The organism is Pedobacter sp. MC2016-05 (assembly GCF_026239735.1).
Classification (GTDB): Bacteria; Bacteroidota; Bacteroidia; order Sphingobacteriales; family Sphingobacteriaceae; genus Pedobacter.
In genome coordinates, this window is sequence record NZ_JAPIVT010000001.1 from 535,823 (window position 1) to 559,347 (window position 23,525).

General features: G+C 39.2%; 19 protein-coding genes. 18 read left to right on the plus strand and 1 reads right to left on the minus strand.

Features of this window, described 5'->3' with window-relative positions; genetic code table 11:
- Positions 1-28 precede the first annotated feature (28 nt).
- On the minus strand, positions 29-1,111 hold the full coding sequence (locus tag OQZ33_RS02340) for an alginate lyase family protein (protein WP_265797427.1): 1,083 nt from the start codon (positions 1,109-1,111) through the stop codon (positions 29-31).
- A gap of 129 nt (positions 1,112-1,240) precedes the next feature.
- On the opposite strand from OQZ33_RS02340, the gene OQZ33_RS02345 reads away from it, so the two are divergent.
- From OQZ33_RS02345 to OQZ33_RS02430, 18 genes are all read left to right on the plus strand, one after another.
- Positions 1,241-3,751, plus strand: coding sequence for a YfhO family protein (locus tag OQZ33_RS02345; protein WP_265797428.1), 2,511 nt, complete (start codon positions 1,241-1,243; stop codon positions 3,749-3,751).
- 458 nt (positions 3,752-4,209) lie between these two features.
- Positions 4,210-5,064 carry a UDP-2,3-diacylglucosamine diphosphatase gene (locus OQZ33_RS02350; RefSeq protein ID WP_265797429.1) on the plus strand — a complete coding sequence of 285 codons (855 nt, stop codon included), beginning with the start codon at positions 4,210-4,212 and terminating at the stop codon, positions 5,062-5,064.
- Positions 5,065-5,084: 20 nt separating this feature from the next.
- Positions 5,085-6,074, plus strand: coding sequence for a glycosyltransferase family protein (locus OQZ33_RS02355; protein WP_265797430.1), 990 nt, complete (start codon positions 5,085-5,087; stop codon positions 6,072-6,074).
- Positions 6,075-6,218: 144 nt separating this feature from the next.
- Positions 6,219-7,199 carry a DUF6427 family protein gene (locus OQZ33_RS02360; protein ID WP_265797431.1) on the plus strand — a complete coding sequence of 327 codons (981 nt, stop codon included), beginning with the start codon at positions 6,219-6,221 and terminating at the stop codon, positions 7,197-7,199.
- Between the two features lie 144 nt (positions 7,200-7,343).
- Entirely contained in the window at positions 7,344-8,078 is a 735-nt protein-coding gene (locus OQZ33_RS02365; RefSeq protein ID WP_265797432.1) for a type III pantothenate kinase, read from the plus strand.
- Position 8,079: 1 nt separating this feature from the next.
- Positions 8,080-9,372, plus strand: a complete 1,293-nt coding sequence (locus OQZ33_RS02370; RefSeq protein ID WP_265797433.1) for a hypothetical protein — start codon at positions 8,080-8,082, stop codon at positions 9,370-9,372.
- On the plus strand, positions 9,372-9,944 hold the full coding sequence (locus OQZ33_RS02375; RefSeq protein ID WP_265797434.1) for a hypothetical protein: 573 nt from the start codon (positions 9,372-9,374) through the stop codon (positions 9,942-9,944). Before OQZ33_RS02370 ends, OQZ33_RS02375 begins: the two co-directional genes overlap by 1 nt.
- 245 nt (positions 9,945-10,189) lie before the next feature.
- Positions 10,190-12,268, plus strand: coding sequence for a peptidylprolyl isomerase (locus tag OQZ33_RS02380; protein ID WP_322975000.1), 2,079 nt, complete (start codon positions 10,190-10,192; stop codon positions 12,266-12,268).
- Between the two features lie 66 nt (positions 12,269-12,334).
- Positions 12,335-12,850, plus strand: a complete 516-nt coding sequence (locus OQZ33_RS02385; RefSeq protein ID WP_265797436.1) for a DUF2480 family protein — start codon at positions 12,335-12,337, stop codon at positions 12,848-12,850.
- An 87-nt stretch (positions 12,851-12,937) separates the two neighbouring features.
- Positions 12,938-13,711 (plus strand): DUF3108 domain-containing protein, encoded by a 774-nt coding sequence (locus OQZ33_RS02390; RefSeq protein ID WP_265797437.1) that lies wholly within the window; start codon positions 12,938-12,940, stop codon positions 13,709-13,711.
- A 2-nt stretch (positions 13,712-13,713) separates the two neighbouring features.
- Positions 13,714-14,277, plus strand: coding sequence for a DUF3109 family protein (locus tag OQZ33_RS02395; RefSeq protein WP_265797566.1), 564 nt, complete (start codon positions 13,714-13,716; stop codon positions 14,275-14,277).
- Positions 14,278-14,443: 166 nt separating this feature from the next.
- Positions 14,444-15,496 (plus strand): dTDP-glucose 4,6-dehydratase, encoded by a 1,053-nt coding sequence (gene rfbB / locus OQZ33_RS02400; protein WP_265797438.1) that lies wholly within the window; start codon positions 14,444-14,446, stop codon positions 15,494-15,496.
- A complete protein-coding gene (gene rfbC / locus OQZ33_RS02405; RefSeq protein ID WP_265797439.1) occupies positions 15,496-16,044 on the plus strand; it encodes a dTDP-4-dehydrorhamnose 3,5-epimerase in 549 nt (182 codons plus the stop codon). The genes rfbB and rfbC overlap by 1 nt, the downstream gene beginning before the upstream one ends.
- Positions 16,037-16,900 carry a dTDP-4-dehydrorhamnose reductase gene (gene rfbD / locus OQZ33_RS02410; RefSeq protein WP_265797440.1) on the plus strand — a complete coding sequence of 288 codons (864 nt, stop codon included), beginning with the start codon at positions 16,037-16,039 and terminating at the stop codon, positions 16,898-16,900. Before rfbC ends, rfbD begins: the two co-directional genes overlap by 8 nt.
- Before the next feature lie 20 nt (positions 16,901-16,920).
- Positions 16,921-17,787 (plus strand): glucose-1-phosphate thymidylyltransferase RfbA, encoded by an 867-nt coding sequence (gene rfbA, locus OQZ33_RS02415; protein ID WP_265797441.1) that lies wholly within the window; start codon positions 16,921-16,923, stop codon positions 17,785-17,787.
- 211 nt (positions 17,788-17,998) lie between these two features.
- Positions 17,999-19,279, plus strand: a complete 1,281-nt coding sequence (locus OQZ33_RS02420) for a nucleotide sugar dehydrogenase (RefSeq protein ID WP_265797442.1) — start codon at positions 17,999-18,001, stop codon at positions 19,277-19,279.
- 428 nt (positions 19,280-19,707) lie between these two features.
- A complete protein-coding gene (locus tag OQZ33_RS02425; RefSeq protein ID WP_265797443.1) occupies positions 19,708-22,179 on the plus strand; it encodes an SLBB domain-containing protein in 2,472 nt (823 codons plus the stop codon).
- Between the two features lie 150 nt (positions 22,180-22,329).
- Positions 22,330-23,445, plus strand: a complete 1,116-nt coding sequence (locus tag OQZ33_RS02430) for a Wzz/FepE/Etk N-terminal domain-containing protein (protein WP_265797444.1) — start codon at positions 22,330-22,332, stop codon at positions 23,443-23,445.
- The last annotated feature ends 80 nt before the right edge of the window (positions 23,446-23,525 follow it).

Below are 23,525 nucleotides of genomic sequence, written 5' to 3' on the forward strand. Positions count from 1 at the left end.
ATTGAAAGTTTATTTTTTCTGAAAGCTGTTATTTGGATTCTCTTTTAATTTGGTCTATCAGTTGCTGGAAACTAGCATTCTCATCTAAGGTATTTAGCAAATCGGTTTGACCTCGATCAAAATAGACAGAGAGGCGCAAAACCGGCAAGGCAAGCTTAGGCTCAAATAAGGTGCCGGGGGCAAAGCCCGGTTCATTGTTTTTCGCTCTATCCCGATCGAACTTAACCGTTGTATGCACATATTCCTCATGCTGCTTTTCGCCTTTCATATACGGAATTAACCAATCGACACTTCTCTGTATCGACGAGCCGGCGCCAGATTGATAGGTGTAAAAATTTTCGCCTTTTGCCCGATCAATCATAATGGCTAGCTCGAGCATCGGTTCCAGGTCATAAATATGATAGTGCATGGCATCACGTTCTTTAAAATCTAAACTGGTACCGTCAGCATACAAATTGATATTGATATGCTGCTTTAATTTTTCAATTGTCCAGTCGATCAATCCCTTGTCGTTTAGGGCATAGCCGATTTCACCCACAACCTTTAATCGGTGTGCATTCCAGTTATTGATAGCCGTGCCTCTTCCGGTTTGCATTCGCTTGCTGTTGATCTCTGCCAGAGCGGTTTCCTTTAGCCATTTTTCGATTAGTGACTTGTCTTTACCGCCGATCAAATTTCTGATTAAATCATAGGCTTCAACCGCTTTATCCAAATTGGTATCATCTATTGGGTTACCATTTGGCTGGTTGATTTTTGCCCATGCGATTAACAAGGACAAAGATTTATCTAAATATTGTTTATTTCCAGTAAGCCGATATTGCAGAGCAAGCGTATACATTTTATTCATATCGGCCAATGCTTGCTGAGTTTTTATCTTTTTAGGGTTTCCTTTCAATAGACCTTCAGTCCTGATCGTATCAATTGGATTCGGTTGATCGAAAAGAAAAGAAGAAGCCAGTTTTTCAAAACTACGGTAAAGCTTTTTATTCTTCTCCGTTGATGAATTTTCCAACTTCAAAGTTGATATCTCCTTTTGATTAAGGCTGACAATTTGTGTAAAACCTGAAAATGAAGCCACTAAAATCAGTACTGTAATCACAAACTTTCTCATAATAAAAGGGTTGAAATATAAATTGATAATACAAAACTAAATTTTTATTCCACTCACATTTAATTAATTCCTTTTTTATCCCGCCCAAATTTTTATTTTTGACGTTCGTTTAAACTTAAACAAACCTTAATGAATAACTGGTTTAATAAAAATGGCATCCACCTCGCCATTATAGCATTTTTTGTAGTCATTACCTTTGCCTACTTCAGTCCTGTTTTGCAGGGAAAAGCGCCACAACAAGGCGATGTTTTGCAGGCAAAAGCCATGCAGAAAGAAATTATGGATGTGAAGGCTGCAACTGGAAAAGGTCCGCTTTGGACTAACCAGATGTTTGGAGGGATGCCGGCTTATCAAATATGGGTTCAATACCCGTTAAATATCACTACTTACGGCATCGATGTAATTAAAGGTGTATTTCCTGATCCTGTGGGTACAGTGATTTTATATTTGTTGGGCGCTTATTTACTCTTCTGCGTTCTCAAAATTAATCCCTGGCTTGCTGCCGCAGGAGCGATTGCATTCGCATTTACTTCCTATAACTTTATCATAATTGCAGCCGGGCACAGTAATAAAGCTTTGGCCATCGGTTTCTTTGCGCCAATCTTAGCCTCAATCATCCTGGTTTTAAGGGGAAGATATTTAGTTGGGGCGAGTTTATTGGCGCTATTCATGGCATTGGAAATCCGTTCCAACCATATCCAAATGACGTATTATCTTTTTATAGCCTTGTTTATTCTGGCTTGCATTGAATTATATCACGCCTATAAAGCCAAACAATTGCCCACTTTTGGTAAATCAATTGGCTGGGCAGCTGCGGGAATTATCTTAGCAGTTATGGTTAACGCAGGTACGCTTTGGACGACTTATGAATATGGTAAAGAAACCATTCGTGGAAAATCAAATTTAACGACCGATAAATCGGAGCCAGCAAACGGTTTAGACAAAGAATATGCTTACCAATGGAGCCAGGGTGTGGGCGAGAGTTTCACCTTTTTAATCCCTAATCTATATGGCGGCGCCAGCGGAGGACAATTAAATCCTGAGGGTAAATTTATAAAGATCTTGCAAGATGGAACGGTATCAAATGTTTTAGGTCCAATATATGGTCAGGATACCGAGAAAGCATTAAATGCAATAGCTCAAAATGCAGGTTCAAATTATTGGGGTGATAAACCGGGTACTTCTGGTCCCTATTATTTTGGAGCGATTATTTGCTTCCTTTTTGTATTTGGCTTGTTTATTGTAAAACACCGTTGGAAATGGTGGATATTGGGAACCAGTTTTTTGTTGTTATTCCTTTCGTTTGGGCAAAATCTTCCATTAATTTCTGATCTTTTCTTTGATTACCTGCCTGGCTATAACAAATTCAGAGCAGTAGAGTCTATCTTGGCTGTTGTAGGATTATTGGTTCCGCTGTTGGCCATACTGGCAATTAAAGAAGCACAAGATGGAAAGTATGACCAAAAATATCTGGTTCAGCGCCTTACCTGGTCTGCAGGCATTACCGGTGGTTTTGCACTTTTGGTTGCAATAGCCCCGACTGTATTTTTCAGCTTCACCAGCTCAACCCAAGCACAATTAACAACCTGGTTAAATCAGATCACACAAAATAATAGTTCACTTACTGCTCAAATATTGGCAGCGGTAAAAGAAGACCGCGTGAGCCTGGCCCGCGCTGATGCTTTACGTACTTTGCTTTTCATCGCTATTGGCTTTGGCTTAACCTGGGCATTTATCACTAAAAAGATGAACATGCAACTGGCGTTTGGCTTGTTGGCAGTAGTTATCCTGGTTGATTTATGGCAGGTTGATCGCCGCTATTTAAACAATCAAAACTTTGTGGCTAAATCAGATCTCGAGAATCATTATCAACCACGTGATGTAGACAACTTTATTTCTGCTGATAAGGACCCAAATTTCAGGGTTTTTGATTTATCGCTGGGCGATCCATTTAAAAGTGCTGAAACCTCGTTTTTCCATAAAACTGTTGGAGGTTTCCACTCCGCCAGGTTAAAACGGTTTCAGGAACTGGTTGATCATCAGTTAACGAAAAGCATCAATCAAGATGTTTTGGATATGTTGAATACTAAATACATCATCACCCAGGATCCGCAAAACGGATCGTATAAGATGCAGCGTAATGCTACGGCTGCGGGTAATGCATGGTTTGTACAGAGTGTTCAATATGCTAAAAATGCCGATGAAGAGATGAAAGCCATCAGCAGCTTCGATGCAAAAAAAGAGGCGATTGTTGATGAACAGTATAAATCGTTAATCGATACCAAACGTTTGGGTACAGGTGTAGAAGGTTTTATTAAATTGACTAATTATACACCTGATCACTTAACTTATGAATACTCTTCAGCGAAAGATGTGATTGCCGTTTTCTCTGAGATTTACTACAACAAAGGCTGGAAAATGTATATCGATGAGGTTCAAAAGCCTTATTTCAGGGCGGATTACATTCTGAGAGCTGCCCAACTTGAAGCTGGAAATCATAAACTGGAATTTATCTTTCACCCAACTTCTTACTATCTAGGAGAAAATATTTCATTGGCAGGATCAATTTTATTGCTTGCTGGTTTGGGCTTCGGGTTTTACTCAGAAAATAAGAACAAAAAGAAGGCAGTTAAAGGCTAACGGATTATTTATAATTCGATTAACTGAATTAAAGCCTGTTTAAAGCAGGCGCTCAAAAGACAGAAAGTCATCTGATGAATATAAGCGCAAGGCTTTGTTCATTAGGTGACTTTTATGTTTTTTGAAGACTTATCCCCCCAAGGTATCGCCTCTTTTATTTTTTAGCAATACTATTTATGCAATCTTGACTGCACTTTTTGCATCCTTTATCATTTCGAAGAAAAATTTAACAGTCTGGTAACATTTGCTTGATAAACAGTATCTTACATTTGTAATGTAAAATCAGATGATATGCTAGAGTCATTCTTCGCCGTTTGCTTGTTAATTATTGTACTTTATTTCTTTAGTCCTTTTGAGGTTAAACTTGATGAGGAAGAAGAGTGGTAAAATAGTCTTCAATATTTTTAAACTGCTTAATTCAGGCGGTAATAAATTCTTCTCCCCTAAATTTTCCCGTTATGGATAAAAGAACCATTGATGTAGTCGTCATTTCCGATGTACATTTGGGCACCTACGGCTGTCATGCTAAAGAGCTTCTCAAATATTTGAAGAGCATTAAACCTAAAACCCTCATCCTAAACGGCGACATCATCGATATCTGGCAGTTTAGTAAAAGCTATTGGCCCGAATCGCATATGAAGGTGATCCGAAAACTGATGAAATTTGTATCTGAAGGTGTTCAGGTGTATTATTTAACCGGAAATCACGATGAAATGCTAAGGAAGTTTGATGGGATGGATGTGGGAAGCTTTCACCTTCAGAATAAATTAATTTTAGAGATTGATGGTAAGAAAGCCTGGTTTTTCCATGGAGATGTTTTCGATGTAACGATGCAACATTCCAAATGGTTGGCGAAGATGGGGGCTGTTGGATATGATACACTGATTTTGATCAACAGCTTCGTAAATTGGATCCTCACCGCTTTTGGCCGTGAGAAAATGAGTTTCTCTAAGAAGATTAAAGCCAAGTTTAAAGATGCTGTGAAGTTCATTAATAGCTTTGAACAAACTGCTGCCGAATTAGCCATCGAGAAAGGATACAATTATGTGGTATGTGGACATATCCATCAGGCAGAAAAAAGAAATATCACAACTGAAGATGGCGGGGTAACGTATCTGAACAGTGGCGACTGGGTAGAAAGTTTAACTGCGTTGGAGTATCAAGATCAAAACTGGAGCATTTTTAAATACAATCATCTAGATTTTATCAAAGAAGAATTGGATGAGGGGATCTTATCAGATGCAGAAGATTTAAAAAGTAAACTTGATGTAAACATACTTTTACAACATATTAAATATGAAATTGCTCAATAATTTTAGATATTCGGGCATAAATGAAAATACTTTACGCAATTCAGGGAACAGGAAACGGTCACATTAGCAGGGCGAGGGAAATTATTCCATTGCTTCAAAAATATGGCGAACTCGATATTTTAGTGAGCGGTACACAGGCAGATGTTAAGCTCAGTCAGCCGGTGAAATATCAATTACATGGCTTCAGTTTCATTTTTGGAAAAAAAGGTGGTGTAGATCATTTTGCTACCTGGTTAAGCATGAATCTTTTTCGTTTTAGGAAAGACATGAAACAATTGCCGTTGAAAGAGTATGATCTGATTGTGAACGACTTCGAGCCGGTAAGTGCCTGGGCTTGTAAGTTGCAAGGAATTGACTGTGTTTCGCTTAGTCACCAGGCGGCCTTTAAATCGAAGAAAGTACCGCGGCCAAGAACGCTTGATTGGGGAAAGTTAATCTTGAGTCGTTATGCGCCAACTAAGTATCACATTGGATTTCACTTCGATCGATACGATACCTTTATTCACACCCCGGTAATCAGGGCTGAAATTAGGGCAATGAGAAGCGAGAACCTTGGCCATTATACCGTCTACTTGCCAGCGGTTGATGATAAAAGGTTGGTTAAGTTATTGTCACAAATTCCCCAGGTGAAATGGGAAGTTTTCTCTAAACACAGCAAGGAAGCTTACACTCATGAAAACGTTTCTGTACAGCCCGTAAACAATGAAAAGTTTAATAAGAGTCTGGCTACTTGCGAAGGTTTATTTACCGGTGGAGGTTTCGAGGGACCAGCGGAGGCGCTTTATTTAAAGAAAAAATTACTGGTAGCCCCCATGCGTTTTCAGTTTGAGCAACAATGCAATGCCTATGCGCTCAAACAATTTGGATTGCCTGTAATCTGGGGAAGTACAAGAAATTGGTTGCCCATTGTTAAAGATTGGGTCAATAATCCACAGAAGCATGAATTCAATTTCCCTGATGAAACGGAAAAAATTATTGATGATATGGTGAAAAAATATGCAAGGGTGTAGTTTTTAGCCTGGAGTTGGTAGTGTCTAAGTCCCAGTCGGACTAAACTTTGCTTCTTGTTCCTTATTCATTGTTCCCTGCTCTTTCACGCTTGCTCTTTGTCCTTTCAGCTTTTTATCTTTACTTTGCCTACTCTTTAAAAAGGCATGATTAATCAGTTTCGACAGTTAAATCCTATTAACCTCTTGTTTCTATTGGCTTACACATTTTTTATGCGTATTGCCATTTTTTATGAGACGCCAAGTCAGCTGAATTTCGATTTTTTGGAGCCTTTTGCCAGATTGTTGATCAACATTGATGTAGATAATGCATTTTCCGCTTCTGCTAACATTTTTTTTGCTGCGGCAATCGTTTTCTCGCAGGCCTTGATCTTCAACAGTGTTATCAATAACCACAATTTGTTGGCTAAACCAAGTTTTTTGCCGGCATTAATGTACATCACCGGCATGAGCTTATTCATGCCATTCATGATTTTAAGTCCTGCGTTGATCAGTAATTTTTTATTGATCTGGGTAATTGATAAGTTTTTAAAATTGGGCAAGAGCGCAAACTCTATCACCACCGTTTTCGATATCGGAATGATTATTGGCGTTGGAACATTGATCTATTTTCCCTTCATGGCCATGTTACTGATGATTTTTTTAGCGCTTTTGCTTTTTAGATCTTTTGATTGGCGGGAGTGGATTGCCGGCCTTGTTGGATTTATCACCGTGTTTTTCTTCCTTGCTGTATTTTATTACTGGCGGGATAACCTATCCTCTTTTTACCAGATTTGGAAACCTTTGGGCAATAAGTTTCCTTCTGTTTTTCAGGTGAACTATAACGATTATCTGGTGCTTATTCCGGTCGCTATCATTATCGTTCTGGCATCTCTGCAACTGCGTGAAAACTTTTTCAGAAGTTTTATCAGTACACGTAAAGGATTTCAATTGCTCTTTTTTATGTTCATTGTGGCAGGTGCCAGTTTCTATTTAAAACCAAACTTCCGGATCTGGCATTTTCTGCTCTGCGTACCTCCTGGATCAGTATTGCTGGCTTACTATTTTAGCAATGCGAAAAAGCGTTGGTTTTACGAAACGCTCTTTGTTTTATTTGTCCTATCCATACAATACTTTCTTTTTGTTTAACCTTTTTTAACAAAATACTAGATCAAAACTTAACAAAGATTGATAGCTTTGTGGCAGGATTTTGCGATTAATGCTTTTTGGATTGTATTCCCTTGATTAAGATAAGTATTGTATCAAACAAAATTTTCGTGTTAAAATACATACATGCATAGTTTAAGCATTGATATAGGTAATTCATCGGCGAAGGTGGCTGTTTTTGCAGGAAAAGAAATCGTTCATCATCAACGGTTAGCGAAGCTGGGTATTTTAGATCTTGGTCAACTAATCGACAAGTTTTCGCCTAAGAAGTCAATCATCAGCAGTGTAAATCAGGAGATTGGAGCGCTGGAGGAATATCTAAAAAAGCACACTCTTTACGTTCGGTTTTCTGCATCATTAACTAAGGGCGTTACTAATAAATATGAAACGCCGATAACCCTTGGCTTAGATAGATGGGCAGGAATTTTAGGCGCAAATAGTTTATTTGCCAAAAATGCTTGCCTGGTGGTTGATGCCGGAACCTGTATCACTTATGATCTGCTCACCAGCAAAAAAGAATATTTTGGCGGAAGTATAAGCCCCGGGATAACCATGCGTTTTAAAGCTGTACATGAGTATACGGGCAGGTTACCTCTGATTGAATGGAGTGCAGCCGAATCCATACCGGCAGGTAAGGATACGCAATCGGCCATAAAAAATGGTGTTTTGCAAGGAATTATAAATGAAATTGAAGGCTTTATTGCCTTAAACAACATAAAAGAAAGTGCTTTAAAGGTGATTATAACAGGTGGTGATGCTAATTTTTTGTATAAGCAATTACAAAACAGCATCTTTGCGCCTCAAATTATACAAGATCCCTATATCGTATTAAAAGGATTAAATGAAGCTATTGCAGATTAAAATGTACAAAAGAATCAATTATATTGCAGCCATACTCGTTCTAGTTTGTGGTTTAAGTGCTCAAGCGCAGGTTACCACTTCATCTCCGTATTCAAGATATGGACTTGGAAATATCAAGGGTTCATTGTTGCCACAGTTAAGGGCAATGGGTGGTATTTCTACTGCAGTAAATTCCATTACAGGATTTAATAACATTAACATGCAAAATCCTGCATCGTATTCGGCCATTACTTTAACTACTATCGATGTAGGAATGAGTGCCGGCTTAACCAGCTTAACCCGTAACAACCTAAGTGAAACCAGTTTCAATGCTACTTTCAGCCACCTGGCATTCGCCATTCCGGTAAGTAGAAGATCAGCATTGAGTTTTGGAATTCTTCCTTATTCTGATTTAGGTTATTCATACAGAAATACCGTGAAAATTGATACCACAAGCGTAGATCAACTTTATGAGGGTGAGGGCGGTTTGTCAAAAGCCTATATCGGTTATGGGTATCGTATTGGAGATCACTTAAGAATTGGAGCCAATGCGGAGTACATTTTTGGTAATCTTCAAACAACCAGAGCAACTGAATATGCGCTTGCAGGAGCAATTAATGCAAAACTCCAAAATAAAAATAGCGTAGGTGGCTTAAATGTTTCATATGGTATTCAATATGATTTTAATGTTGGCAAAAGAACATCAGTAACCTTGGGCTACTCAGGAAGTAACTCTGGTAAATTAAATTCTAACCAAACATTTTTTGCTACCCAATACACCAGAGATGCTGCTGGTAATGAAAGTACTGCACTTGATACTTTAAATTCGGTAGATAACGGGAAATCAAACTTGACTTTACCATTAACGCACAATTTCGGTATTTCCATTAAACAAAGTGATAAATGGTTAATTGGTGCCGACTTTAGAATGAGCAAATGGGCTGCAACCAGTATCAACAATGTAAATTCTGGCTTACAGGATAGCTGGGGTGCATCACTGGGTGGCCAGTGGACGCCAGATGCAACCTCATATAATAGTTATATGAAACGTATTGATTATCGTTTAGGCGTAAATTACGATAAAACCTACATTCAAATTAACAATCAGGATATTAAACAAATGGGCGCTTCGTTAGGATTTGGGTTTCCATTGCCGAGTGCAAACGCAGGTTCGGCGTTCTACAAAATTAACTTCACAACAGAAGTTGGTCAGCGGGGAACGGTAAGCAATAACCTTGTAAAAGAAAAATTCATTAACTTTCATTTAGGATTTACACTTAACGATACCTGGTTCCGTAGATACAGAGTTGATTAATGAAACCGCAAACTTTTTTCTTTGGTTTTATGCTGGGGTTGCCATTTTTTTTGGCTTCCTGTGGAGATGACGACCTGAAAAAAGCAAATCCCGTTGCCATCAACAAAATTACGTTTTCCAGAGATAGAACTCTTGGGGTTGAAGTGGTGTACAGCGACTCAGCCCGGGTAAAAGCCAAAGGAAATGCGCCAATCATGGACAAGGTTACCCCATCTGAAGGTGCAATTTATCAGGAAATGCCCAAAGGGGTAAATATCGACTTTTTCAATCCAAACGGAACCATTGATGGAAACCTGATTTGTGATTACGCCATTCGCAAGGATCAGGATAAAAAGACGGAGTTCAGAAAAAACGTAGTCGTTAAAAATAGCAAGGGCGATACCTTTTCTTCCCAAGAGTTGATTTGGGACGAAATCAAGAAAATTTTCTATTCTACACAACGCGTTTATGTGAAGGGCGCCGACGGTAGCGAAGGCAATGGTATCAACTTTGAAGCTCCTCAAGATTTCAGTACCTATTCAATGGAAACTGGAAGTGGCGATTTAAATATGAAAGAAGGCATAGCGCCCTAAATCATGATTGAATTTTCAACGAGAGAATGATCGTTTGTCAATGGATTAATCTGCATTGCCCCATCCTGACTTTCGTTAGTTCTGTCATTAAATCCCTCACTCATTCTACAATTTTAACGGTTCTATTTGCTTAAAAATTAAACACTTGATAAATAAAATTTTGTGTTTCCTTTTTTAAGGCAAATTTGTATCTTGCGCCCTCTTAAAAAAAACTAAATAAATTTATAAAGTACAATATGGGATTAATGACATTTTTGCGTAACCGTGCTGGCTATATCTTAGTCTTCGCTATCGGTTTTGCAATTGTTGCATTTTTAGTAGGCGATGCAATTAACGTGGGTAAGCCTTTTTGGTCGGCAAATCAAAAAGTAGTGGGTACGGTTGATGGGAATGATATCAGTATTGATGATTTTCAACCAAAGGTAGATCAGAGTTTAAATCAATACAAACAACAATTCGGCGGAAGTTTAAATCCTCAAATGACGGCTATGGCTGTTGATCAGGCCTGGAATGCTGAACTGGCGGGCGTATTATTGAACAAAGAATATGAGCGTTTGGGTTTAACGGTTTCTGAAGATGAGTTGTTTGACTTATTGCAAGGCCAAAATCCTAGCCCAATCATAAAACAATATTTTTCAAATCCTCAAACAGGTCAAATCGATCGTGCTACTTTGATGAATTTCTTAAAATCAAAAGATGCACAGGCTTTGCAGCAATCAAACATGTTGCAGCAGCAAATTAAAGAACAGTCTTTACAGGCTAAATATTCTAACTTAATCCGTAATTCTGTTTATGTAACATCATTGGAAGCTACAGATGAATATACCAACCGCAACAAACTGGCTAACTTTAAATATGTGGGTTTGGATTACAGCACCATTGCTGATGCTTCGGTGAAATTGACTGACGCGGATTACTCTGCTTATTACGATGAGAACAAAGCTCGTTTTAATAATCCACAGGAATCTCGTTCATTTGATTATGTGTCTTTCAGCATCCGCCCAACTGCAGCAGATTCTGCAGCAGTAAAAGCACAGGTTGAAAAAATTGCAGCTGATTTCAGGACATCGAAAAATGATTCACTTTTCGCCGCAATCAACTCTGATGTTAAGGTGCCTTACAGTTATCTATCGAAAGGTAAACTGGGTGATGCAGCTTTAGATTCAGCGGTATTTGCTTTGCCAGCTGGAAGTTATTACGGCCCGGCATTAACTGGAAATTCTTATAAATTAGTAAAAGTGATTGATACCCGTTTCTCTCCAGATTCGGTTAAAGTAAAACACATTTTAATTGATCCGGCAAAAGTTGGTGGTGAAGACAAAGCGATTAAATTAGCTGATTCCTTAAAAGGCTTAATTGCCAAAGGCGGCAACTTCGCCGAGTTAGCCAAGACCTATAGTGTTGATGGTTCGAAAGATCAAGGGGGTTCTTTACCTGCTTTTACCCGTGGACAAATGGTGGCGGAGTTTGAGAATGCTGCATTCGATGGTAAGGCTGGCGATCTGAAAGTGGTTAAATCACAGTTCGGTTACCACATCATGAGCATTGAAAGACAGATGGGTAATTCGAAAGTGGCCAAGTTGGCTTATATTGAGAAAACTTTAGGCGCAAGTAGCAAAACCCAGCAAGCGGCTTACAAAGCAGCAAGCAATTTTTTAAACGATGTCAAAGGCAAAGATTTTGCTAAATATGCACAAGAGAAAGGTCTGAAAGTAGCAGTTGCCGATAAAATCAGTGCAACTCAGGGTTTCGCCGCTGGTTTAGATAATCCACGTAAATTAATTCAAGATGCTTATGCTGCAGATAAAGGTGATGTTTTGCCTGAAATTTACACCATGACCAATGAATATGTGGTGGCTCGTTTAACCGCTGTTAACCCTAAAGGTATTCTTCCATTAGAGGCAGTTAAAAAAGAAATCCAGCCTCTAGTTTTAAATGAAGTTAAAGCTAAAATGCTTAAAGATAAATTGAATGCTGCTGGTAAAGCAAGTTTAGATCAAATTGCATCTAAAGTTGGTGCCCCGGTTAATCCAGTTCAAAATATTGTTTTCGCAAATCCTGTTATTCCAGGTGTTGCTCAAGAAAATAAATTGGTGGGTAGTGTATTTGGTGCTCAGCCAGGTAAAGTTTCTACTCCAGTAGCTGGCGAGCGTGGTGTTTATGTTTTCGTTGTGGATGGATTTACTAATCCAGCGCCGATTGCAAACATGTTTAAACAAAAGGAAAGTATGCTTTTAAGCTTAGGACAACGTTCTGGCCAGGCTGCTTTCCAGGCTTTAATTGATCAAGCTACTATAAAAGACAATCGTGTGAAATTCTATTAATTAGAAATTCCGTAAATTTGCAACCGTCCCCGCTATAAGTGGGGATGGTTTTTTTATTTAAAAGCTATGGAAATTCAAGAAAATATCGTCAACAAAGTAGCTGGTAGCGGTTTAATTACTTTAAATCTGGAAGATTTTTATCATAAAGGAGAAAGAGTGATTTATGATATCAAGGATAATCTTTTTCATGGATTGATGCTAAGGGAGAAGGATTTCAGGGCATTTATTAAGGAACATGATTGGTCCCAATATCAAGATAAGAATGTAGGGATCATCTGTTCGGCAGATGCCATAGTACCTACTTGGGCATATATGCTTTTAGCCAACAAGCTTCAGCCTTATGCCAATGAGGTGGTTTTTGGTGGTTTGGAAACGCTGGATGCGGTATTGTTTACTAAAGCACTGGCCAAAATTAACCCACAAGAGTATGCGAATGAACGTGTAGTGGTTAAAGGTTGCGGAGATATTGATGTTCCGGTTTCTGCCTATGTAGAAATAACGAATTTGCTTACCCCTGTGGTGAAGAGTATCATGTTCGGAGAGCCATGTTCAACAGTTCCTGTATACAAAAGGAAAGATTAAAGTTTGGTTTGCTTTTTGCATATATTTCGTATAGTTTACAAACGTTTTAATCGCTGCAGACTACACACATATGAAACACACAAGCAAATGAAAAAGATAATGCTAATGCTGACGATGGTACTTGGTAGCTTAATGCTCCAGGGACAGGAGCTGCCGTTGAAAAAGGACCCTGTTTTTCAAAACGGCGAAATCTTGCAGTATAGATTGCGCTACGGTTTTATAACCGCCGCCGAGGCGACCATAAAGGTAACCAATTCAGATTTAGTATTTGACAATAAGCCTACTTATAAGCTTACGGTTGATGCGCAGACTTCAGGTACTTTTGATGTCTTTTATAAGATAAGGGATCACTATGATTCCTACATAGATAAAAAGGATTTGCTACCGTATTTTTATCAAGAAAACATCAGGGAAGCGAGTTACAAAAGGCAGGACAAAGCCAGGTTTAATCAGGAGGCCAGAAAGGTTGTTTCCAATAGGGGGACGTTTACTACCCCAACCACTCAGACATTTGATCTGGTATCTGCCTATTATTTTGCAAGAAGCCTTGACATCACAAAGCTTAAAACGGGTGATAGCTTCAAACTCAATTATTTTCTCCAGGACGAAGTATCCGCATTGGAGATTGAGTATGTGGGAAAAGAGACCATAAAAACCAAGTTAGGGAATATTCGGTGTTTAAAATTCAGCCCTTCGATCAAACCCGGTCGCATCTTTAAAAAGGACAGCCGTTTGTATCTATGGGTGACTGATGATGGAAACCGGGTGCCTGTGAAAGCGCAGGTGGAGATATTGGTTGGAGCTGTCACGATGGAATTGAAATCAGCCGCAGGGCTAAAATATGCGTTAGCAAAAGAATAATGATGATAGAAGTGGAACAAGTGCTGGTGCACGAAGATATTTTAAAGGAAAACTTTGTGTGTAACCTAAGCAAATGTAAAGGGATTTGTTGTGTGGAGGGAGATTCGGGTGCTCCCTTAGATCACGAGGAGACAGCTGTTCTTTCGGAGATTTATCCCAAAATTAAGCATTTGTTAAATGAAAAAGGTATAAAAGCAATTGAAGAACAAGGCGTCTATGTAGTGGATGAGGACGGAGATCTCACCACACCATGCGTGGATAAAAATAAGGAATGTGCTTATGTTTTATTTGAAGGCGGCATCACAAAATGTGCAATTGAAAAAGCCTATGAACAGGGACTAGTGGAATGGCAAAAGCCTATATCCTGTCACCTGTATCCGATCCGGATTACAAAATATCCTGAATTTGAAGTATTGAATTATGATCGTTGGCATATTTGTCACGATGCTTGTACCTTTGGAAGGGAACTGAAAGTTCCTGTATATAGTTTTCTCAAAGGCCCACTTATCCGTAAATATGGTGCAGAGTGGTATCAGGAACTTGAGAACGCCGTAACCTCCCTTTAATTTATCAGGCATTATCATTATAGTCTTAATTAAAACCGTAGCGGCGACCGAAATTCGAGGCCAAAAAATCGGCTGCTTTTATGGTTCTGCTGTTTGTGTCTTTTATGGTTAAGCTTGGTTATTTACAATAACAATCCTATTTTAGCGCAAGAAATCCAATTACATTGTGAAAAAAATATTAATTACCGGTGGGGCAGGCTTTATTGGCTCTCACGTAGTTCGCCGATTCGTTAACACTTATCCAGACTATGAAATTGTAAACTTAGACGCATTGACCTACGCTGGCAATTTAGCGAATCTTGGTGATATTCAAGACAAGGACAATTACCGTTTTGTTAAAATGGACATTACGGATGCCCCAGCGATAAGTGAGTTGTTTGAGCAGGAGGATTTTGATGCAGTTATACACCTTGCGGCTGAGAGTCATGTGGATCGTTCGATTGCGGACCCTACTGCATTTGTGATGACCAATGTAATAGGGACAGTTAATCTTTTAAACGCTGCGCGCGAGAACTGGAAAGGGAGTTATGATAAAAAGCGGTTTTATCATGTGAGTACAGATGAGGTTTACGGGGCACTGGGTGAGGAAGGTATGTTTACCGAAACCACTTCATATGACCCACATAGCCCTTACTCTGCATCAAAGGCAAGCTCTGATCATTTCGTGAGGGCTTACCATGACACCTATGGAATGGATTGCGTGATCTCTAACTGTTCTAACAATTATGGATCGCATCATTTTCCTGAAAAATTAATTCCTCTAGCCATTAACAATATCAAGAATAATAAACCTGTTCCCGTTTATGGGAAAGGTGAAAACGTTAGGGACTGGTTATGGGTTGAGGATCATGCACGTGCGATTGATGTAATTTTCCACCAGTCGAAAACGGGTGATACTTACAATATTGGTGGACATAATGAATGGAAAAATATTGATCTGATTCATCTTTTATGTGAAATTATGGACCAAAAACTTGGTAGAGCAGCAGGTGAGTCGGCTAAGCTGATTACTTATGTGACCGATCGGGCCGGTCATGATTTGCGCTACGCAATTGATTCAAGTAAATTGCAAAAACAGTTGGACTGGGTGCCGAGTTTACAATTCGAGGAAGGCCTGGCCAAAACAGTGGACTGGTATCTCCAGAATGAAGAATGGTTAAATAATGTGACCTCTGGGAATTATCAATCTTATTACCAGAAGCAGTACGAAAATAAATAATGGAAATTCAACAGACAGGAATAAAAGACTGCTTAATTATAAAACCGAGAGTTTTTGAGGACGCCAGAGGTTATTTTTTTGAAAGTTTCAATAAGGAAATATTTGAAGAAAAGACCGGGCTTTCTGGCGCATTCGTTCAGGATAATCAATCTTACTCTTCTTATGGAGTCATCCGGGGACTACATGCTCAGACGGGTGCCTTTGCGCAGGCGAAGCTTGTTAGAGTGACAAAAGGAGAGGTTTTGGATGTTGCCGTTGATGCGCGCCCCGGCTCACCAACCTATGGGCAACATGTGGCGGTAAGATTAAGTGCAGAAAATAAATTACAGCTTTATATTCCAAGAGGCTTTGTGCATGGGTTTTCCGTATTGAGTGAAACAGCTGAGTTTTTGTATAAATGCGATAACTATTTTAACAAGTCTTCCGAAACGGGTGTGATTTACAACGATACTGATTTGAGTATTGATTGGCAAATTCCAACTGATCAGGTATCCGTATCAGATAAAGACCTATTATTGAAACCTTTCGTTGAATTAATCCATGGGTAAAATATTAATCATTGGCGCTGGTGGCCAACTCGGCCAATGTCTGAAGGCAGTCGCCATTTCTAGAGGTATCATAGATATTGTTCTCCCACCAGAAACAGAAGCTAATATTTTAGATCCCGCTGGACTTGGCGCATTATTGCAAAAAGAGAAACCAGCCTTCGTCATCAATTGTGCTGCTTATACTGCAGTAGATAAAGCCGAAGATGAAGTGGAGCTGGCAAAAGCTGTCAATGAAACAGGTGCCGCTAATTTAGCGCTCGCGTGTGCATCGAATGATGCAATATTAATACATGTTTCTACTGACTTTGTATTTGAAGGTAATATTGTTAGATTATTAAATGAAACGGACGAGGCTTTGCCGATCAACGTTTATGGGAAAACCAAACTGGATGGTGAAAATGCGGTGGTTGCTTTATTAAATGAGCATTTCATCATTCGTACAAGTTGGTTATATTCAGAGTATGCAAACAACTTCGTCAAGACGATGCTGAAATTAGGCTCGGAAAGAGAGGAATTGGGCGTTATTGCCGATCAGGTCGGTACGCCAACTTATGCTATAGACCTGGCCAATGCAATTTTTGATATTATAGATTCAAGATCTGCTGCTTATGGAGTCTATCACTTTAGTAATGAGGGAGTGACCTCGTGGTACGATTTCGCAAAGGCAATTTTCGAAATCAGCGAAACAAGGGTGAAAGTCAATCCCATTCCAGGATCCGCATATCCAACTAAGGCAATGAGGCCTGCCTTTTCAGTGATGGATAAATCCAAAATCAAAAAAACATTTAATTTAGATATTCCATATTGGAGGGACAGCTTAGAAGAGTGTATATTTAAAATAAAAAGTGACCGTTAATTAATCTCAATAAAAATCTTATGAAAGGCATAATATTAGCTGGGGGTAGTGGTACCCGCTTGCATCCTTTGACACTTGCATGTAGTAAACAAATGATGCCTGTTTATGATAAGCCGATGATTTATTATCCGCTGTCAACGCTGATGTTAGCAGGGATAAAAGAAATCCTGATTATTTCAACACCTCACGACTTACCAAACTTCCAAAAATTATTGGGTGACGGCGTCACGCTTGGGTGCAAGTTCAGTTATGCCGTGCAGCCGGAGCCTAACGGGCTTGCTCAAGCATTTGTTATTGGCGAGGAATTCATCGGAAAGGACAAAGTAGCTTTGGTCTTAGGGGATAACATTTTCCATGGAGACGGCATAGCGAAGTTATTACAGGCAAGCTCTGACCCGGATGGAGGAGTGGTATTTGCCTATCAGGTCTCAGACCCAGAACGTTATGGAGTAGTCGAGTTCGATAAGAATAAAAAAGCAATTTCTATCGAGGAAAAGCCTACTGAACCGAAATCCGATTATGCTGTTCCGGGATTGTATTTCTATGACAATGAGGTAGTTGAGATTGCGAAAAATATCAAACCCTCTCCACGTGGAGAGTACGAAATTACTGATGTCAATCGGGTTTATTTAGAACGTGGCAGATTAAAAGTTGGAGTGCTTAGTCGGGGCACCGCCTGGCTGGATACGGGAACATTTACCTCCCTTATGCAAGCAGGACAATTTGTTCAGATTATTGAGGAACGTCAGGGACTAAAGATTGGATGTATTGAAGAGATAGCTTATCGAATGGGATTTATCACAGCAGAGCAATTGAGAGACATAGCTACCCCTCTGGTGAAAAGTGGATATGGGAGTTATCTTCTTAAACAAATCAATAATATTTAGATCCCCAGGAAAAAAATTCATTCACTTATCTCGTTTTCATCTTAAAATTGGAACCACAAGAGATTTTGAAATCCGATAAAAGCAATGCCAGATTGGAGCCATCTAGCACAATATGGATGTCTAATTCGGGCTAAATCTCATTTTAAGGCTGTCTCCCTGATCGTTAGATGATTGGTACCTGCTTATATTTATGCCCGATCAGTAAAAAATCATGACTAGAAAAAAAAATCTTGCTATAATTGGTTTGGGTTATGTGGGCCTTCCCTTGGCCATCGAGTTTGCCAAGAAATATAAAGTCATTGGGTATGACACCAACCCAGTTCGAGTTGATGCCTTAAAAAATCTTCTTGATCATACCAATGAAGCAAATATAGATGATCTTCGTTTAGTCTTGAAATCGGATGGAGCCTTTGGACTAACCCTGGGGCATGAATTGAACGATATTAAAGATGCCGAAATTTATATTGTGACCGTTCCTACCCCTATCGATTATTTTAAGCAACCGGACCTGGAGCCACTACTTTCTGCTAGTGCTATGCTTGGAAAGGTGTTGAAGCGTGGGGATGTGGTGATCTATGAGTCGACGGTCTATCCTGGATGCACAGAGGAGGACTGCGTTCCAGTTCTGGAAAGGGTTTCTGGTTTAAAGTACAATCAGGATTTTTTCTGCGGTTATTCACCTGAAAGGATCAATCCTGGAGACAAAGTAAATACGCTCACCAAGATTAAGAAAGTCACTTCTGGATCGACATCAACTATTGCCAGTGAAATAAATAGATTATATTCATCAATCATAACTGCTGGAACACATCTGGCACCGAGCATAAAAGTTGCGGAAGCTTCCAAGGCAATAGAAAATGCCCAGCGCGATGTAAATATATCATTCGTTAATGAGCTCGCACTTATATTTGACAGAATGGGAATAGATACTTCGGATGTGCTGGCTGCGGCGTCAACCAAATGGAATTTTTTGAACTATAAGCCAGGCCTTGTAGGTGGCCACTGTATCGGGGTCGATCCTTACTACCTTGCACACAAATCCGAAGCGTTGGGTTATAAGCCAGAGGTTATTCTTTCCGGGAGACGTGTAAATGATGATATGGGTAACTTTATCGCAAATAAGGTTATAAAAATGATTGTGGCAAAAGACAAAATTGTCATTGGTGCAAGAGTGCTTATTTTAGGTTTTGCCTTTAAGGAAAACTGTCCAGATACCAGAAATACAAGGGTTATTGATATTTACCGAGAATTACAAGCTTTTGGTATAAATGTTGAAGTTTGCGATCCATGGGCTGATGCTGAAGCAGTGAGTAAAGAATATTCAATCGATCTGATCGGCAAAGACGACTTTAAATCTTACAATGCGGTCATTCTTGCTGTTTCGCATCAGGTATTTTTGGAAATAGATTTTAAACTTTTTAAAAATTCTGGCGCTATCATTTTTGACACCAAGTCATTTATTCCCAGGGATTTGGTAGATGCAAGGCTTTGATCGACGTTCTTTTTGCAGCTCGGCTGAGATTTTGGACAGTGTTGATGCTTCCTTTTATCTAATAAATTGGTTAAATCCGGTTTATCATTTCGCACCGTAATTCTTATCGTGAATTTGTCAAAGTGAATCTCGATTACACTTTATAAATGATATATGCGGCAGTTTCTTCACATAATAAATTAATGTATATTTGCAAGCTCAGAATCTATGAATGAATTTATGAAGCTTACCCTAATTACAAATTCTGCTGATCAGACCGGCGCTTATTTGAAAGGGTTTTTATCAAAAGTGTGGCATCCTGTTCACAGAGATAAAAAAACGTTTCTCTATTTTTTATACCAAGAAAATGGATCATTTTTAAGTCTTATTAGCTAAACGCAATGCTAACTATCGGCATAATTTCGAACAACCGAATATCTCGGATATCTATGAAACAAAATATAAAATTTTTCCTATCTGCTCTTTTTCTATTGCTTAGTTTTAACATATCTGGCTATGCACAAAACTACGCAGATGTAAAAGTTGATGAGCTTTCGGATGCTCAGATTCTTCAAATGATCAAAAAAGCAGAATCTGTTGGGTACTCCGAGGCACAGCTTGGTCAACTGGCTGCAGCTCAGGGAATGAAGCCTGAGGAAATTCAAAAACTTCGCTTAAGAGTAGAAAAGGTTCGCAAGCAGGGTGCGACTTCTTCCGTTGCAAAAGAAGGTGAATCGGTAGCTAACGGTAGAGAATTAAGTGAAACAACAGATGGTGGAGAGATTAATAACGAAAAAAGGGAAACTGATGAAGAAGTAGGTCCAAAAATTTTCGGAACGGAGTTATTTCGAAATGGAAGTATCACCTTTGAACCAAATTTAAGAATAGCCACTCCAAAGGGTTATGTTATTGGTCCAGACGATCGCCTCTTAATTGATCTAAATGGCGACAACGAAGCTAGCTACAATTTGCCGGTAACCCCTGATGGCATTATATCCTTGCAATATGTGGGCAGAATTCCAGTAGCGGGTTTGACAGTTGAGCAGGCCACTTCCAAAATCCGTTCAGCACTCTCGTCAACATATCCATCATTGCGTTCGGGGAGAACAACTGTAGCGGTAAATCTAGGTAACATCAGAAGCATTAAAATTACAATGACCGGGCAATTGGTGAAGCCTGGCACCTATACGCTATCTTCTTTATCCACAGTATACAACGCCTTGTATGCTTCGGGAGGTCCGGCGCAGAACGGCTCGTTTCGTAATATTCAATTAATCAGGAACAATAGAGTCATCGCAACCATTGATGTTTATGATTTCCTTTTGAAGGGGATCCAACAAGATAACATTCGTTTGCAAGACCAAGATGTAATCAATGTACCTGTTTACGAAAAAAGAGTAGAGATTACCGGGGAAGTCAAACGCGCTGCACTATTTGAGATGGCGAAATATGAAACATTGCAAGACCTCATTAATTTCGCTGGAGGTTTCACAACACAATCCTACACAGCTAAAATAAAGGCTTTCCAAAATACGGACAAAGATCGAAGGATTTCTGATATATCGGCTTCGGAATTTGGAACCTATCAACCAAAAAATGGAGATAAATTTGTTGTTGAAGCAATTTTGGATCGTTTTGCAAACCGAGTTGAAATTACTGGATCAGTTTTTAGACCAGGTGTTTACGAACTTGAAAGTGGTTTAACAGTACGTGCTTTAATCAATAAGTCAGATGGGTTGACTGAGGATGCATTCTTGAATCGGGGTTACATTAACCGATTAAACCCGGATAATACTCAATCATTGATTTCCTTTGATGTGGCTAAAATCATTGCAGGTTCTCAAAAAGACATTTTTTTGCAACGCGAAGATAAGGTGACAATCTCCTCCCTATTTGATTTACGGGATGAGTATAACGTGACTATTCAAGGCGAAGTCAGGTCGCCAGGTACATTTGAATATGCGGATAATATGAGTTTGGAATCTGTGATTCAACTTGCAGGGGGATTTAAGGTTGGTGCTTCACCTAACCGGATTGAGATATCCAGAAGAATTAGAGATAGTGATGCTAAATCCACCTCTGCTCGTACTGCAGAACTTTTTATTGTAAATGTAGATAAGGATCTAAAATTTAAAGGGAATTCTTTCAAACTGAAGCCTTTTGACATTATTAGTATTCGAAATTCTGAGGGCTATACTGTTCAAAAGCAAGTAAAATTAGAGGGAGAAGTATTGTATCCGGGGATATATACCATTATCAGAAAGGATGAACGCATATCTGAATTGATTAAAAGAGCTGGGGGACTCACTCCAGCAGCCTACGCAGATGGTGCGTCACTAAAAAGGCCTGGTGCAGAGAAAGTAAACCCTTCAGATAAGAATGTGATTAATAATCAGGATGAAGACAATAAAAAGTTTTTAAACTTAAAAAGAGCCCAGGAAAGAGGGGTGAAGGATACAATCGCGCCGGATGTGGAACAGAAATTGATTCAAAGCGACCTGGTAGGAATCAATTTGGTTAGGATCTTAAAAGATACGATGTCCAGATATGATTTAATTGTAGAAGATGGCGATGTCATAAGAGTTCCCAGAACCTTGCAAACCATTAAAGTAACCGGAGAAATTTTAAATCCCAATAGTATTGTTTACTCCTCAGGAAAGGGTTTGAAGCAGTATATTAATGAAGCAGGAGGGTTCACTACAAATGCTAGAAAATCTGGAGTTTACGTAAAATATGCAAATGGAGCAGCCGCTGCTGTAAGCAATTTTCTGTTTTTTACGAACTATCCTAGAATCAAGCCTGGAGCTGAGATTCTAGTGCCTAAACGGGCCGATAGAGAAAAGATGAATGCACAAACTTGGATAGGAATTGGAACGGCAGTCGCTTCATTAGGTGCAATCTTGGTAAGTTTGCTTAGGTAACTCAAAAATTAAGGCGCATCCTAATTTTTTTCTATTGGCCGCCGCCGAGAAGTTTAAAATGAGGTAAACCAAGAATTCAATAAGCGTGTTAAGGCATAAATCCTTGGATACTTAAGGATATTATATGCTTAAAGATAATAATGATCAGAAATGATAAAAGAAGGTCAACAACATCATAGAAAAGTGAACAGTGAGATTTCCTTTAGAGAAATTGTGATTAGGATCCGGGAATGGTGGCGTTATTTGTTATCAAAATGGATAACTATTATTGCCTTTGCACTTTTGGGAGGGGCTATTGGTTTTTGGTACGTTGGCACTAAAAAGCCAGTATATACGGCGACCACTACATTTGTATTAGAAGATGAAAAGAGTGGGAGCGGTTTAGGCAGTCTTGCTGGTCTAGCGGCTATAGCGTCCGTTGATCTTGGCGTGGGAGGAGGTGGAATATTCCAGGGGGATAATATATATGAGTTATATAAGTCTCGTAAAATGGTGGTGCAAACCTTACTTTCCGAAATTCAAGTTAAGGGTAAGAAACAGTTGCTGGTTGAACGCTATATTGATTTCAATGGTCTTAGAAAGAATTGGGTCGAAAGGCCGGATCTTAAGAGCCTCAGCTTTAAGATTGATAGTGTAATAGAGGGAACGCCAGCATTAAAATCAAATCGATTACGTGACAGTGTTCTAACGAGTATTGTCTCTGATATTACCAAAAATGCACTCATTGTAGGTAAGCCGGATAAAAAACTAAGCATCGTGAGAGTGGACGTTAGTTCGAGGGATGAAATGTTTGCGAAGGAATTTAACGAGAAAATAGTTAAAAACGTAAATAATTTCTACCTGCAGACCAAAACTAAAAAATCCCTTCAAAATGTGAAAATTATGCAGCGTAAAACTGATTCAGTTCGCGCGGTAATGAATGGAGATATCTATACAGCGGTAGCTGTTGCCGATGCCACACCTAACTTAAATCCTACCAGGCAAGTTCAGCGAATTGCGCCCGCTCAAAAGGCTCAGTTCTCCGCTGAAGCGAATAAAGCTATCTTAAGTGCATTGGTTCAGAATCTAGAGATGTCAAAGGTTTCACTAATGAAAGAAACCCCATTGTTACAGGTTATCGACGAACCCTTTTACCCATTGCCAATTACGAGATCATCAAAATTACTAGCAATAGTTGCTGGATGTTTTGTATTTGGTTTGCTCGCGGTATTGGTTTTAATATTTAAAAAGGTGTTTGATGATCTTAACCTTAATGGCGGCAAGTAATTGTCGCCCGGAAAGGTCTGGCCCGGAAATAAAAATTTTCTAGCGACCGGACAATAAAAATAATCTTCTCAACCATATTT

Bases quoted from the DNA above. Each gene is read 5' to 3' on its own strand.
- OQZ33_RS02340 (WP_265797427.1), bottom strand. From the start codon at position 1,111: ATGAGAAAGTTTGTGATTACAGTACTGATTTTAGTGGCTTCATTTTCA.
- OQZ33_RS02345 (WP_265797428.1), top strand. From the start codon at position 1,241: ATGAATAACTGGTTTAATAAAAATGGCATCCACCTCGCCATTATAGCA.
- OQZ33_RS02350 (WP_265797429.1), top strand. From the start codon at position 4,210: ATGGATAAAAGAACCATTGATGTAGTCGTCATTTCCGATGTACATTTG.
- OQZ33_RS02355 (WP_265797430.1), top strand. From the start codon at position 5,085: ATGAAAATACTTTACGCAATTCAGGGAACAGGAAACGGTCACATTAGC.
- OQZ33_RS02360 (WP_265797431.1), top strand. From the start codon at position 6,219: ATGATTAATCAGTTTCGACAGTTAAATCCTATTAACCTCTTGTTTCTA.
- OQZ33_RS02365 (WP_265797432.1), top strand. From the start codon at position 7,344: ATGCATAGTTTAAGCATTGATATAGGTAATTCATCGGCGAAGGTGGCT.
- OQZ33_RS02370 (WP_265797433.1), top strand. From the start codon at position 8,080: ATGTACAAAAGAATCAATTATATTGCAGCCATACTCGTTCTAGTTTGT.
- OQZ33_RS02375 (WP_265797434.1), top strand. From the start codon at position 9,372: ATGAAACCGCAAACTTTTTTCTTTGGTTTTATGCTGGGGTTGCCATTT.
- OQZ33_RS02380 (WP_322975000.1), top strand. From the start codon at position 10,190: ATGACATTTTTGCGTAACCGTGCTGGCTATATCTTAGTCTTCGCTATC.
- OQZ33_RS02385 (WP_265797436.1), top strand. From the start codon at position 12,335: ATGGAAATTCAAGAAAATATCGTCAACAAAGTAGCTGGTAGCGGTTTA.
- OQZ33_RS02390 (WP_265797437.1), top strand. From the start codon at position 12,938: ATGAAAAAGATAATGCTAATGCTGACGATGGTACTTGGTAGCTTAATG.
- OQZ33_RS02395 (WP_265797566.1), top strand. From the start codon at position 13,714: ATGATAGAAGTGGAACAAGTGCTGGTGCACGAAGATATTTTAAAGGAA.
- rfbC (WP_265797439.1), top strand. From the start codon at position 15,496: ATGGAAATTCAACAGACAGGAATAAAAGACTGCTTAATTATAAAACCG.
- rfbD (WP_265797440.1), top strand. From the start codon at position 16,037: ATGGGTAAAATATTAATCATTGGCGCTGGTGGCCAACTCGGCCAATGT.
- rfbA (WP_265797441.1), top strand. From the start codon at position 16,921: ATGAAAGGCATAATATTAGCTGGGGGTAGTGGTACCCGCTTGCATCCT.
- OQZ33_RS02420 (WP_265797442.1), top strand. From the start codon at position 17,999: ATGACTAGAAAAAAAAATCTTGCTATAATTGGTTTGGGTTATGTGGGC.
- OQZ33_RS02425 (WP_265797443.1), top strand. From the start codon at position 19,708: ATGAAACAAAATATAAAATTTTTCCTATCTGCTCTTTTTCTATTGCTT.
- OQZ33_RS02430 (WP_265797444.1), top strand. From the start codon at position 22,330: ATGATAAAAGAAGGTCAACAACATCATAGAAAAGTGAACAGTGAGATT.